Source organism: Pigmentiphaga litoralis (assembly GCF_014651835.1).
Classification (GTDB): domain Bacteria; phylum Pseudomonadota; class Gammaproteobacteria; order Burkholderiales; family Burkholderiaceae_B; genus Pigmentiphaga; species Pigmentiphaga litoralis.
The window spans coordinates 305,235-318,462 of sequence record NZ_BMXQ01000001.1; the positions used below are offsets into that span (position 1 = coordinate 305,235).

Here is a 13,228-nt window from a genome sequence, read left to right on the forward strand (position 1 = left end):
TCACGTCCTATGCCATCGACCCAAGCCATTGCCGCGCAGATCTACGAGTTCGTGCGAACCGAGAATCTTGCCGAAGGAAGCCATCTGCCCGCGCAGATGCTTGCGGACCGCTTGCGGGTGTCGCGCTCGCCGGTAAACCAGGCGCTGCAGCTGCTGCACGATCGCGGCGTGCTGCAGCGGGTGCCGAATCGCGGCTATTTTGTGGGCGGGCCGTCTGCGGGCAATGGCGCGGCCGATGCGCAGGGCTTGCAGCTCGACGACAGCAATGCGCTGGATGACACCTATTTCCGGATCGCCGAAGACGTCTTGCAGGACCGCCTGCCGGTCGACGTGACCGAGACGATGCTGCGCGCCAAGTACGGGCTGACGGGCGCGCAAATGACGCAGGTGCTGAACCGCATCTCGCAGGAAGGATGGGTATCACGCAAGCCGGGGTACGGCTGGACGTTTTCATCCATGCTGCGTACCCCCGACAGCCTGCTGCAGTCCTACCGCCTGCGGCTGGCGCTGGAGCCGGCGGCCTTGCTGGAACCCGGCTTCCGGTTGGATGCGGCCGTGCTGGCGCGCTGCCGGGCGGCCGAAGAACACTTGCTGGCGGGCGGAATCGAGACCGACTCGGCTGCCCAGATCCACGAGCGGGGCGTGCGCTTTCACGAGTCGCTGGTGGAAGCGTCGGGCAATCCCTTCTTTATCGAGACGATCAAACGTGTCAACCGCGTGCGGCGCTTGCTGTCGTATCGCTCCATGAAGGACAGGGAACGGTATGTCGAGCATTGCCACCAGCATCTCGAAATCCTGAGCCTGATCGAGGCGGGACGCCTCAAGGCGGCGTCGGAGGCGCTACGGACGCATCTGTCCAGCACGTTGACCAATCTTGAAAGGATCGCGGGGCTGCTGGCGTCCTGAGGCGTGCTTCATTCCGCCGTGATGTTGGCGCTCTTCACGATCCGGGCGTATTGCGCCGTCTGGGTCTTGATGAAGTCGCGGAAGGCGTCTTGCGTCATGGGCGTCGCTTCGCCGCCCTGTTCCTGCAACAGGCGGATCACTTCCGGATCGCGCAGCACCTGATTGACGACCGTGTTCAGCTTGACCTGGATGTCTGTGGGCGTGCCGGCCGGCGCGAAGAGGCCAAACCAGTTTTCCAGCGTGTAGGCCGACAGCGGCGCATATTCCGCGATGGCCGGAATGTCAGGGGCAAAGCTCGCGCGCTTGGCCGAAGTGACAGCAAGAGGTTTGACGCGGCCGCCCTTGATGAAGGGGAGGGCGCCGGCCATGCTGACGAAGGTCAGGTTGACGTTGCCCGATGCGACATCGACCAGCTGGGCCGAGGCGCCCTTGTAAGGCACGTGACTCAGCTTGATGCCGGCCAGGGATGCCAGCAATTCGCCGTTCAGATGCTGCGGATTGCCGACCCCACTGGTGCCGTAGGTGACCCCGGGGTGTGCCTTGGCGTACGTGACCAGTTCTTCCACGTTTTTGACAGGCAGGGCCGGGCTGGCAAGCAGCACGTTGGGCACACGCGTGACCAGGGAAATCGGCGCCAGGTCTTTTTCCGGGGTGTACTGCATCTGCTTGTAGATCAGCGGATTGATCGCCGTTTCGCCGGCCGAGCCCATCAGCAGCGTATAGCCATCGGGCGCCGCCTTGGACACCGCCGCCGCCCCCAGCATGCCGCTGGCGCCACCCTTGTTCTCGACCACTACGGACTGCTTGAGCGCAACCCGCATGCGGTCGCCCAGCAGACGGGCCACCGCATCCACGCCGCCGCCCGCCGAGAAGGGCACGACGATGGTGATGGGACGGGACGGGTAGGGCGCCTGGGCGTGCGCAGGCAAGCTGGCGATGGCACCGAGCGCACCAAGGGCGGCGGCGCCAGCCACGGCCAAAGTAGAGGAAGTAAAGGGATGGCGCAGGGGCATGACGGTGTCTCCGAGTACAGATCGTGTTGTGAACAGCAGGTCTAGGGTTTGCACGTGATTGCATTTTATTGATTAAATATGCAAAATCAATCCTATGGAAAACACTGACAACTTTCTTCCTGCATCGTTTACCCATGACGGGCAGACTTACGCGTGTGCAGACCTGCGCGGCGGGTGTGGACCGCGCCTGGACCGCTTGCCGGTCGTACTGCGGCTCCTGTTGGAAAACGCCCTGCGCAACATGCGAGGCGCTGAACGCAGCGACGCGATCGCGGCGCTGCTAGCGTGGCTGGACACCGGCACCAGTGAAGCCGAACTGGCCTTCCAGCCCGGCCGGGTGCTGATGCACGACACGACGAGCACGCCCGCGTTGATCGACATTGCCGCGATGCGCAATGTGCTGGCGGAAGCTGGCGCCGATCCGTCGCTGCTCAATCCCATGCTGCCGGTCGATGTGTCGGTCGATCATTCCCTGGCGGTCGAAGCCTATGCCGAGCCAGGCGCCGCCACGACCAATCTGCAGCATGAACTCCGCCGCAATGCTGAGCGCTATCGTTTCCTGCGGTGGGCGTCCAAATCGATGCGCGGCGTGCGCATCCATCCGCCCGGCACCGGGATCATGCACACCATCAATCTGGAACAGCTGGCCACGGTGGTGACGACCGAAATTCGAGACGGCGCGACGTGGCTGGTGCCCGACATGATGATAGGCACGGACAGCCACACGCCCATGATCAACGGCATTGGCGTACTGGGGTGGGGCGTGGGCGGCCTGGAAGCGCAGACCGTCATGTTCGGCATGCCGACGCTGCTGCGCATTCCCGACGTGATCGGCGTAAAACTCACCGGTGCCCTGAAACCCGGTGTGCTGGCCACCGACCTGGCGCTGACCGTCACGCAGCGCCTGCGGGCCTTGTCGGTGTCGGGCGAGTTCATCGAGTTTTATGGCCCCGGTGTAAGCACCCTGACCGCCGGCGACCGTGCCGTCGTCGCCAACATGGCGCCCGAGTACGGTGCGACGACCGGCTACTTCCCGATCGACGCGTCCACATTGGCCTATCTGCGCGCCACCGGCCGGACGGTGGAACACGTAGCGCGGGTGGAGGCGTTCAGCCAGCATCTGGGCATCTGGTTTGACCCCGATGCCGAGCCCCGGTACACCCGCGCGATCCATATCGACCTGGATACCATCGGGTGTCACGTGGCTGGGCCGAAGCGGCCGCAGGACCTGCTGGAAGCGGGGCAGACGAAAGAAGTGCTGGCCGCCATCGGATTTGTGCCGGCAGGCACCGCCACGCTGCCGCGCCATCCGGTGGCCATCGCCGCCATCACCAGCTGCACCAATACGTCCGACCCCGCGTTGCTGATCGCGGCGGGTGTGCTGGCGCGCAAGGCGCGTGCGCTGGGTTTGCGCGTGCCACCGTGGGTCAAGACGTCGCTGGGACCGGGTTCGCCGGCGGCGGCATCCTACCTGAAACGATCAGGCCTGCTCGAGGACCTGGAAGCGGTGGGCTTCGGCATCGTCGGGTACGGCTGCACGACCTGTATCGGCAATTCAGGGCCTTTGACCGTGTCCATTCGCGAGGCCATATCGGCTGGTACCGCGCTGCCGGTCGCGGCCCTGTCGGGCAACCGCAATTTTCCGGGCCGGGTACATCCGGATCTGGAACTGGGCTTCATCATGTCGCCGCCTCTGGTGATCGCTTTTGGCTTGGCGGGCGATGCCGAGCGCGATCTGCGCACGGAGCCCGTTCAGGTCACGGCCGATGGCCGCTCTGTCATGCTGTCCGACCTGTGGCCCACGCGTGAAGAGGTGGCCGCCCACTTGCAGGATGCGCTGGACCCGACGGACTACCGCCGGGACTTCGAGATCGCCAGCCGGAACCCGCTTTGGTACGCCCTGGCCGCGCCGGATACGCCACTGTATCCCTGGGACCCGGCATCGACCGCCCTGCGCCGCCCGCCATTTGCGTCGGCAACCGAAGGCAGCCAATTGGGACATTACGTTGCCTATCCGCTGATAGTGGTAGGCGATGACATCACCACCGACCATATCTCGCCCGCCAGCGCGATTCCTCCCGACAGCCTGGTGGCCGATTTCCTGGTGGCGCGGGGCGATGATCGCAACGACCTGAATGTGTTTGCGTCCCGCCGCGGCAATTGGGAAGTGATGATGCGGGCCGCGTTCCATTCCAAGACGCTGGTGAATCTGCTCAAGCCCGGCATGCCGGTTGCCCACACCCTTCATGTGCCGAGCAACACGGTGCAGCCGATCTGGGACGTGGCGCAGCGCTATCGCGACGCTGGGCAGGCGGTGGTGCTGGTCGCGGGTGCGCGGTACGGCACCGGGTCGTCCCGCGACTGGGCGGCCAAGGGTCAGCGCCTGCTGGGCATCCGGACGGTGCTGGCGGTGAGCTTCGAACGCATTCACCGATCCAATCTGATCGGCATGGGCATCCTGCCGTTGCGTATGCCCGACGGCGTGAACCCGACGACCCTGGCACTGTTGCCGGGGGACCGCATCGAGATCGACGCGCCGTTCGACACGATCGCGCCCCGCGTGGCGGTGCCCGTGCGCGTGTTGCGGGCCAATGGCGACATCGACTCATTTGATGCGCAGGCCGCGGTGGAAACGCAGCTGGAAGTGCGTCTGCTGCGCGAAGGCGGCGTGATCCCCGCCATCCTGCATGAGACACTGGGCGCGCAGGACCCCCTATGACACTTGCCTACGTAGGATCGCGTACGACGCGCCAGCGCAATGCGCGCGGGGAGGGCATCAGCGTGTTTCGGGTGGATGCAGATACCGGCTCGTTGCACTTGCTGCACGTCGTGGGCGGCTTGAAAAACCCGTCTTACCTCGCCTTGAATCGCCGTGCCGATCGCCTGTATGCCGTGCATGGTGACAGCGAGGAAGCCAGTGCATTCGAGGTGTTGGCGGACGGCAATCTGGCCTTGCTGGGCACCGTGCCGTGTGGTGGCAGGAATCCCGTGCATCTGGCGCTGGACCCGACCGAACGTCATCTGGTCGTATCGAATCATCTCAGCAGCAACCTGGCGGTCCTGCCGGTTGCGGCGTCAGGCGAATTATCGGGGCCAACGCAGATCGTGAGCCTGCCGGGGTCACCCGGGCCGCATCGCGTCGAGCAGCCCTTCGCCAAGCCGCACTTCAATCCCTTCGACCCTGCGGGGCGCCATGTCGTCGTGCCCGACAAAGGCGTGAACCGGGTGTTCGTGTTCCGCTTCGACGACGGCGCCCTGTCACCCGCGCCAACGCCCTGGGTGGACAGCCGCGAGACGGCAGGACCGCGGCACCTGGCTTTCCATCCTTCAGCGCCGTATGCCTATGTGATCAACGAACTCGATTCGACGGTGACGGCGTATCACTACGCGGCCGACACCGGCAAGCTGGAAGCCTTCCAGGTCCTTTCTGCCTTGCCCGATAGCTGGACGCGTGACAGCCGGGCGTCGGGCATCGCAATCGATGCGGCCGGGCGCACGCTGTACGCATCGAACCGCGCCCACGACAGCATCGCCGTGTTCCGCGTCGATCCGGCCACCGGCAGGTTGGCGTTCGTGGACGCCACGCCTTCGGGCGGCCGCACGCCGCGTTTCTTTGCCCTGGCGCACGGCGGCCGGCACATGTTCGTATTGAATGAAGACACCGACCGCATCGTGACCTTTGCGGTGGATGGCAGGTCGGGGCAACTGGCGGACACCGGGCGTTCGGTGGCCTGCGGCAGTCCGGTGTGCATGGTGTTTGCGGATCGGGACTGAGGCAGAGCACCCACGCCGGGGCAGACAGGCGGAGCAGTCGCGTCGCAGGACCGCCGCCCACCCTTGTCGCACCGGCGTTTTCCCTTGGTGCGTCCGGGGCCCGGCGCCCCGGCAGGCGGGGCGCACCATGCTAGAATCTGGCCAGTCAAAGAGTGCCCATCGGCGTGCTGCCTATGGGCACTTTGTTTGTTGCCCCGCCTTGCTGTGAGCAATCGATCGGAGTACGCGTGAATGTTTGAAACTATCCGAAATCATCGCCGCTGGATGCAGTTCGTCCTGCTGCTCTTGATTCTGCCTTCGTTCGTGTTTGTGGGTGTCCAGGGCTATTCCAGCTTCATGGACAACGACAAGTCGCTGGCGAAGGTCGACGGCGAAGCCGTCTCGCAGCAGGAATACGACGCCGCCGTGCGCAGCCGTCTGGACCAGTTGCGCTCGATGATGGGCCCGCAGTTCGACCCCGCCGCCTTCGACACGCCGGTGATGCGCAAGGCCGTCCTCGACGAATTGATCAACACGCGCCTGATCGCGACCGAAGCCTCGAAGGCGCATTTTTCGGCATCCGACGAACGCCTGCGCGACACCATCCAGGCCATCCCTGCGGTGCAGGAAGACGGCCGTTTCAGCAACACGCGATATCGCGAAGCGCTGGCCGCCCAGGGCATGACCCCGGTCATGTTCGAAAGCCAGTTGCGCCGCGATCTGTCGCTGCAGCAGGTGCTTGCCCCGGTGGCCGAATCGGTCATCATGCCGTCGAGCGTGCTCGATCGCCTGATCGCCATCGCGACCGAACGCCGGCAGGTGCAGACGCTGTCGATCAGCGCGTCGACCTACCTGCCGCAGGTCAAGATCACCGACGCCGACGTCAAGACCTTCTATGACGCGAATCGCCGTTCCTTCGAACTGCCCGAGCGGGTGGACGCGCAGTACGTCGTTCTGGACCAGAACGCCGTGACGTCCAAGATCTCGGTGTCGGACGCCGATGTGCAAAGCTTCTACGACCAGAACCAGGCGCGTTTTCGCCAGGAAGAACAGCGTCGCGCCAGCCACATCCTGATCACGGTCGACAGCGGCGCATCGGCCGCGGACCGCGAAGCCGCGCGCAAGAAGGCCGACGATCTGGCGGCCCAGGTCAAGGCGCCGGGCGCCGACTTCGCCAAGCTTGCACGTGCCAACTCGCAGGACCCGGGATCCGCCGCCAACGGTGGCGACCTGGACTGGTTCGGCAAGGGCCAGATGGTCAAGGCGTTTGAAGATGCTGCGTTCGGCCTCAAGAACGGCGAGATCTCGGGTGTGGTGCCGACCGATTACGGCTTTCACATCATCAAGCTGACCGGCGTGCGCCCCGCCGTCGTCAAGCCGCTGGCCGAGGTCAAGGCGCAGATCCAGACCGAAGTGCGCCAGCAGCAGGCCGCCCGCCAGTTCGCCGCCGCCGCCGAGCAGTTCACCAACCTGGTCTATGAGCAGAGCGACACGCTGGAGCCGGCCGCGAGCAAGTTCGGCCTGAAGCTGCAGACCGCTGAAGGCGTGACGCGCACCGCAGCGCCGCAGGCACCCAACGCCGCCGCCGACATCCGCAGCAATCCTAAGGTGCTGCAGGCCCTGTTCTCGGAAGAAGTGCTGCGCGAGAAGCGCAATTCGGGCGTGATCGAACTGGCGCCAAATACCCTGGTGGCCGTACGTGCCCTTAAGCACCAGCCCGCCACCGTGCGTCCGCTGGCCGACGTCTCGACCCAGATCACCAATCAGCTCAAGCAGCAGAAGGCGGCTGAAATGGCCCGTGCAGCAGGCGAGGCGCGTTTGAAAGCCCTGCAGGCGGCCGATGCCCAGACCGGCTTCGCCCCGGCTGTGACCGTGGCTCGTAATGCCCCGCAAGGCATGCCGACGGCGGTGCTGGGCGCCGTCATGCGCGCGCCGACCGACAAGCTGCCGGCCTTTGTGGGCGTGTCGACCGGCGACGCCTACGTGATCGCACGGGTGTCGAAGGTGGAAGCAGCACCGCGTCCGGCCACGAACGTGGTCGACAACGAAAAATCGACGCTCGACCGCCGCTATGCCCAGGCAGAACAACTGGCCGTGCTGCAGGCGCTGCGTGACAAGTACGGCGTCAAATTGACCGCCGACGGTACGGCGCTGACCACGGCAACGACGGCGCAGCCTTGATGATGGGACACCCCTGATGGCATGCCCTTGACGACATGCCCAAGCTGAAGCTGGCCCGTCTGGCAGCCTCAGGATCCGGATGCGAAAAGCATGGCGCCCCAGGAATGGGGCGCTTTTTTTTGCGCCGTTACGGACTGCCTTATTTCTTCGTCAACAGCGGCGCAATCGTGGGCCACACGTTTTCCAGAATCGTGGGCTGCGCGGATGAGAGCGGGTGCAGGCGGTCCGCCTGGAACATGGCGGGCTGCTGCGCCACGCCTTCCAGGAGGAAAGGCACCAGCGGCACCTTCTGCCTGTCGGCGACTTTGCCAAACAGATCCTTGAAGCGCTGCGTGTAGTCGCGTCCGTAATTGGGCGGGATCTGCATGCCCACCAGCACCACCTGCGCCCCGGCGCGCTTGGATGACGAGACGATCTCGTTCAGGTTGTCCTCGGTCATGTTGAGGGCCAGACCGCGCAGCGCATCGTTGGCGCCCAGTTCGACGATCACCAGCCTGGGTTGATGCTGTTTGAGCAAGGCGGGCAGGCGGCTGCGGCCGCCGCTGGTCGTGTCGCCGCTGATGCTGGCATTGACGACGCGGTAATCGATCTTTCGTTCTTTGAGGCGTTGATCGAGCAGGGGCACCCAGCCCGTTCCCCGTGCAATGCCGTATTCTGCCGACAGGCTGTCGCCCAGCACCATCAGCACGGGTGCGGAACCCCCGGCTGCGCCGGTGGTCTGTGCAAAGGCGTTGGTCGCCGGCAGCACAGCAGGAATGGCCAGGCAGCAGATGGCCATCAGGCGTCCCAGGCCCCGCTGCAGCAGGGTGGTCGACTGCCCCTTGCGCAACGGCGCGGATCGGGCCGCTGTATCGGCAAAGGGCAGGGGGCAAGGCTTTATCATGAGTTTCCTTTTAATGGGCGATCCACTATGACGGGACAGACCCGCGCACCCCTGGGCAAGCAGCCCCCGGGTGACGATTCTTTGCAGCACCACGCACCGGCTCACGTCGGCACGCTTCCCGGCACCACCACCGTGGTCAGGCCGGGCGAGCCGTCAGGGCTTGCTGGCGCCGGCAGAACGGGCACGGCAGCCGTGGGCGCCACGCCCGCCATTGCCGTGCAGGGTCTGGCCAAGCATGTCACCGACACGACCGGGCAGCTGGCGATCCTGGATGCCGTCGATTTTACGGTGGCCAAGGGAGAGACCGTCGCGATCACCGGGAGTTCTGGCTCGGGCAAATCCACCTTGCTGGGCCTGTTGGCCGGACTGGACGTGCCATCGGCCGGCCGGGTCGAACTGGCCGGCAACGACCTGTATGCCTTGAGCGAGGATGACCGGGCGCGGTTGCGCGCGCGGCATGTCGGTTTTGTGTTCCAGTCCTTCCAGTTGCTGCCTCACCTGACGGCCTGGGAAAACGTGATGTTGCCGCTGGAGCTGGCCGGCCTCCCGGCCCATGAGCCGGCGCGCGACATGCTGGAACGGGTCGGGCTGGGCGAACGCCTGCGCCACTATCCGAAAACGCTGAGCGGCGGCGAGCAGCAGCGCGTGTCCCTGGCGCGCGCGTTTGTCGTGCGTCCAGACCTGCTGTTTGCCGACGAGCCGACAGGCAGCCTGGACTCGGCGACGGGCGAAGCGATCATCAACCTGATGTTCGATCTGCACCGCGAAAACGGCACCACACTGCTTATGGTCACGCACGACCTGAAACTGGCGCAGCGCTGTGGTCGTCAGCTGGTCATTGCAGGTGGGCGGCTGGTGCGCGATTCGGCGGTCGAAGCCGTCTGAGTCCGGCTGGGCCCGTCTGAGTCCGACCAAGCCCGTCTCAGTCCGTCAGTGTCCGATTCGGTCAGTGTCCGATTCGGTCGGCGGGCGACGGATGCCGCGATGCGTCCTTGCCCCGCCCGGGCCTCCATCCCCTGTGGCGCAGTCACCCGTGATTGCGGATCCAGCGCGCCGCTTGCGCGACTTCACTGGCGCTCAGGCCGATGGGTCCGGTTCCCTGTTCCACCAGCCGGTCGGCCGCTGCGCCATGCAGCCATACGCCTCCGGGAATGGCCTCGTCGGCCGGCAGGCCCTGCGCGAGCAGGGCGCCCAGCATCCCCGACAGCACATCCCCCGTGCCCGCCGTGGCGAGCCCAGGATTGCCGCTGGTGTTGATGCGCCAGGCGCCCGACGGGCTGCTGACTACCGTGCCGGCGCCTTTCAGCACCACCCATGCGCCATACCGTGACGCAATGGCCCGCGCGGCCGCAATGCGGTCTGCCTGCACCGAATGCGTGTCGGTACCGAGCAGACGCGACGCTTCCAGTGGATGCGGCGTCAGCACCTTGATCCCGGTGCGCTGCATGAAATGGCCTTGCAAGCCCGTGTCCGACCCCAGAAGCGTCAGGGCGTCGGCGTCCAGCACGACATGGGCCGCGGGCCGCTCCTGGAGCAATCGGGTCAGCCAGGCCTTGGCGGCGTCCGTGGTCCCCAGGCCGCACCCTGCCACCCAGGTGTCAACGCCCAAGGCGTCGGCGGTGTCGAGCACGCCCGTCGCGTCGCGCACCATCAGTTCCGGATGCACCGGGTCGCAGGGCAGGCTGAGTGGCAGTGTGTCGGCCAGGGCCACGAAGATCTTGCCTGCGCCAGTCAGCAATGCCGCGCGGCTGGCCAGCAGGGCGGCGCCAGTCATGCCAGGCGCGCCCGCCAGTACGGCCAGCGTGCCGTAGCTGCCCTTGTGCGTGTCGTTCCTGCGGGCCCGGAACAGCGAAGGGCAGTCGGCTTTCGCGATCAGATGCCCCATGCCGTCCGCCGTGGCACCAACAAAGGCCGACAGCTGCAGGTCATCCACCTCGATGGTGCCCGCCACGTCGCTGCCCGCACGGGTGTGCAGGCCCGGCTTGTCGGCGATGAAGGTGAGTGTGTGGGTCGCCTGCAGGCAGACGTCCTGTGCGGCGCCGGTGTCGCCATTCAGGCCGCTCGGCACATCGATGGCCAGGCGCGCCACCGGTTGGGCGTTGGCCCACGTGATCCAGGCCTGCGCCTGCGCAGCCAGCGGGCGCGTCAGGCCGATGCCGAACAGGGCATCGACGATCACCCCACGGGGCATGTCACCGCCCAGCAGCAGGCCATCGGTGATACGCCCCTGGTCGAGCAGCGGCGCATCGAACAAGGCGCCGGTGGACAGCGGTTCGTGAGACAGGTCGTCGGCCGGGTCGCCCGAGGCAAACAGCGAGTCGGCGTCGGCCGTGTCGGCAAGCGGATCGGTGGACATGCCCGCGTCTGCTGCGTCGGTCGCACCGGCCGGTTCGTCCGGGGTGACGCCGGCTGCGACATCGCTTGCGGTGGCGGCTCGGGCCGTAACGTCGCTTGCGGTGAAGTCCTCCGCCGTGACGTCCTCAGCCGTCACGTCCGTTGCGGTGACGTCTTCAGCCGCAAGATGTGCGGCGGTCACTGCAATCGGCGTAATGTCTTCCATGGCAGCGTCAGCGGCGTCTACCGCGGCACTGTCCCCCGCGCCACCGTCCAGACCCCCGTCAGCACCCGTTCCCGCATTCCCGATGGGCCACGCCGGATCACCCGTCTGCAACAGCCCCGCCGGCAAGGCGTCCCATGCGCGTTGCGCGTCGTCCGGACGTCCCGTCTGTGCCGCGGGCAGGGCCCACACCTTCACATGGCGGCCGGCCTCATGCAGCATCCTGGCCAGCACCAGGCCGTCGCCGCCGTTATTGCCTGGCCCGCACAGCACAACGACGGCGCCGCTGGGCCACGAGGTGGCAATGCGGGACGCGGCGCTGCGGGCGGCGCGGTCCATGAGGGTACCGGAGGGCAAGGTGGCGGCCGCGTCCGTTTCGATGCGGCGCAAGGCCGTCGAAGTCAGCAGAAGAGGGGAAGCAGGCATACGCAGGACTCCGAAGAGGTCGTCAAGCGTTTAATTCTTGCGCGTGTACCGTCCGATGTCCAATCCGGTCAGATCGATGGCCGGTGCCTTGCCGGCCACCAGATCGGCGACGGCGCGCCCCGCGCCGGCCGCGAATGTCCATCCATGGGACCCGTGCCCCGTGTTGACGAACAGCCTTGGCATGCCCGTGGGGCCTAGCACGGGCGGGCCATCGGGGGTCATGGGGCGCACGCCCGACCACCACGCGGTACGCGACAGATCGAGCCGTCCGGGCAGCCAATCCATGCCCACCCGTGACAATGTCCGCAACGCCTTGTTTCGCAAAGTCGCGTCGCGCGAGCCGATTTCGGCCGTGCCGGCGATGCGCAGACGCTGCCCGAAGGGGGTGATGCTCGTTTTGTAGGCCTCGTCCATCACGGTCTGACGCGGACCGATGGTGTCGGGGCGCAAGGCCACGTTGGCGGAATAGGTCTTGACGCCAAGCACGGGCAGACGCACGCCCATCGGGCGTACAAGCCGGGACGAGTCTGCGCCTGCACACATCACGACCGCATCGGCGGTCAGTGTGCGGCCGTCGGTCAGGCGCACGCCCTGCACGGCGCCGGCCTGTGCCGTCAGTTGCCTGACGGTGGCATTGAACAGGAAGGTCACGCCGGCCTGTTCGGCCAGGGTGGACAGCTGCCGCGCGAACAGCGGGCAATTGCCGGATTCGTCATTCGGGAAGTGAATCGCGCCGGCCAGCGGCGTGCCGATTTCCAGTGCGCGCGCCAGACTGGGTTCGAGCTGCGCGGTGTCGTCACGGGACAGCACGGCGTGCAAGACACCGGTGGCTTCAAGAACACGGCGCGTGTGCAATGACGCGGCCACATCGCGGTCGCTGCGCAAGAGTTGCAGCAGGCCCGTGCGCTGTTCGTATTCCAGCGCATGCGTCTCGCGCAGCACGCGCAACTGATCGCCGCTGTATCGCGCCAGGCGCTGCATGATCTCGTGATTGGCCATGGACCGGTCGGCGCGGCACTGGCCAAGCCACTGCCGCGCCCAGCGCCACACGGTGGGATCCAATGAAGGACGCAGCAGCACGGGCGCTTCGGGCCTGAACAGTCCGCTAAGCAGGGTGGCGCGCAGGCCCGGTGCTGCCCAGGGCGACGCATAGCCCGGCGCCACGAAGCCGGCATTGCCGAAGCTGGCCTCTTGCGCCACGCCGCTGCGGCGGTCGATGACGGTGACCCGCATGCCTTCCTGGCTCAGGAAATAGGCGGTGCACACCCCCACGATCCCTGCACCCACCACTATCACATGCATAAAAACCTGATTGACTCTTGAACGTTGTGGGGTGGCCCGGTGGCCGGGAGGAGATGCAGGATTGTCGCCCGCCCGCGCGCCGGGTGGCTGGGCCCGTGCGGGCACCTGCGGGCATCGGATTGTACGCGGTTCCAGTCAGGCTTAAAGCGGCTGTCTCCCCTGGCCGACGCCTGCGGATGGCTGCTTGCTCTTCGCGTTTTCCCTCGA

At 66.3% G+C, this 13,228-nt stretch carries 9 protein-coding genes; 5 read left to right on the forward strand and 4 right to left on the reverse strand.

What is annotated here, in order from left to right; genetic code table 11:
* Positions 1-9: 9 nt before the first annotated feature.
* The gene (locus tag IE116_RS01220; protein WP_189609079.1) at positions 10-906 is read left to right on the forward strand and encodes a GntR family transcriptional regulator; all 897 of its coding nucleotides are present in this window, start codon (positions 10-12) and stop codon (positions 904-906) included.
* 8 nt (positions 907-914) lie between these two features.
* Here the strand turns inward: IE116_RS01220 and IE116_RS01225 are convergent, their stop codons facing one another.
* Positions 915-1,919: a Bug family tripartite tricarboxylate transporter substrate binding protein gene (locus IE116_RS01225; protein WP_189609081.1), complete on the reverse strand. Its 1,005-nt coding sequence runs from the start codon at positions 1,917-1,919 to the stop codon at positions 915-917.
* A gap of 94 nt (positions 1,920-2,013) precedes the next feature.
* Here IE116_RS01225 and acnA point away from each other — a divergent pair, with 94 nt between their 5' ends.
* The 3 genes from acnA to IE116_RS01240 all read left to right on the forward strand — a co-directional run bounded on the left by acnA (position 2,014) and on the right by IE116_RS01240 (position 7,853).
* Positions 2,014-4,638, forward strand: a complete 2,625-nt coding sequence (acnA, locus tag IE116_RS01230; RefSeq protein ID WP_189609083.1) for an aconitate hydratase AcnA — start codon at positions 2,014-2,016, stop codon at positions 4,636-4,638.
* The gene (locus IE116_RS01235) at positions 4,635-5,693 is read left to right on the forward strand and encodes a lactonase family protein (protein WP_189609085.1); all 1,059 of its coding nucleotides are present in this window, start codon (positions 4,635-4,637) and stop codon (positions 5,691-5,693) included. Before acnA ends, IE116_RS01235 begins: the two co-directional genes overlap by 4 nt.
* A 231-nt stretch (positions 5,694-5,924) precedes the next feature.
* Complete coding sequence (locus IE116_RS01240; protein ID WP_189609087.1) at positions 5,925-7,853, forward strand: SurA N-terminal domain-containing protein; 1,929 nt, start codon at positions 5,925-5,927, stop codon at positions 7,851-7,853.
* Positions 7,854-7,992: 139 nt separating this feature from the next.
* On the opposite strand, the gene IE116_RS01245 is transcribed toward IE116_RS01240, so the two are convergent.
* Entirely contained in the window at positions 7,993-8,631 is a 639-nt protein-coding gene (locus IE116_RS01245) for an arylesterase (RefSeq protein ID WP_189614379.1), read from the reverse strand.
* A 132-nt stretch (positions 8,632-8,763) separates the two neighbouring features.
* Between IE116_RS01245 and IE116_RS01250 the strand changes: the two genes are divergently transcribed.
* A complete protein-coding gene (locus IE116_RS01250; RefSeq protein WP_189609089.1) occupies positions 8,764-9,621 on the forward strand; it encodes an ABC transporter ATP-binding protein in 858 nt (285 codons plus the stop codon).
* Positions 9,622-9,763: 142 nt separating this feature from the next.
* Here IE116_RS01250 and IE116_RS01255 read toward each other — a convergent pair whose 3' ends face one another.
* A complete protein-coding gene (locus IE116_RS01255; protein ID WP_189609091.1) occupies positions 9,764-11,719 on the reverse strand; it encodes an NAD(P)H-hydrate dehydratase in 1,956 nt (651 codons plus the stop codon).
* Between the two features lie 30 nt (positions 11,720-11,749).
* Entirely contained in the window at positions 11,750-13,021 is a 1,272-nt protein-coding gene (locus IE116_RS01260) for a D-amino acid dehydrogenase (protein ID WP_189609093.1), read from the reverse strand.
* Positions 13,022-13,228: the final 207 nt, after the last annotated feature.

Coding starts and splice junctions, on each gene's coding strand:
- IE116_RS01220 (WP_189609079.1), top strand. CDS start 10: ATGCCATCGACCCAAGCCATTGCCGCGCAGATCTACGAGTTCGTGCGA.
- IE116_RS01225 (WP_189609081.1), bottom strand. CDS start 1,919: ATGCCCCTGCGCCATCCCTTTACTTCCTCTACTTTGGCCGTGGCTGGC.
- acnA (WP_189609083.1), top strand. CDS start 2,014: ATGGAAAACACTGACAACTTTCTTCCTGCATCGTTTACCCATGACGGG.
- IE116_RS01235 (WP_189609085.1), top strand. CDS start 4,635: ATGACACTTGCCTACGTAGGATCGCGTACGACGCGCCAGCGCAATGCG.
- IE116_RS01240 (WP_189609087.1), top strand. CDS start 5,925: ATGTTTGAAACTATCCGAAATCATCGCCGCTGGATGCAGTTCGTCCTG.
- IE116_RS01245 (WP_189614379.1), bottom strand. CDS start 8,631: ATGGCCATCTGCTGCCTGGCCATTCCTGCTGTGCTGCCGGCGACCAAC.
- IE116_RS01250 (WP_189609089.1), top strand. CDS start 8,764: ATGACGGGACAGACCCGCGCACCCCTGGGCAAGCAGCCCCCGGGTGAC.
- IE116_RS01255 (WP_189609091.1), bottom strand. CDS start 11,719: ATGCCTGCTTCCCCTCTTCTGCTGACTTCGACGGCCTTGCGCCGCATC.
- IE116_RS01260 (WP_189609093.1), bottom strand. CDS start 13,021: ATGCATGTGATAGTGGTGGGTGCAGGGATCGTGGGGGTGTGCACCGCC.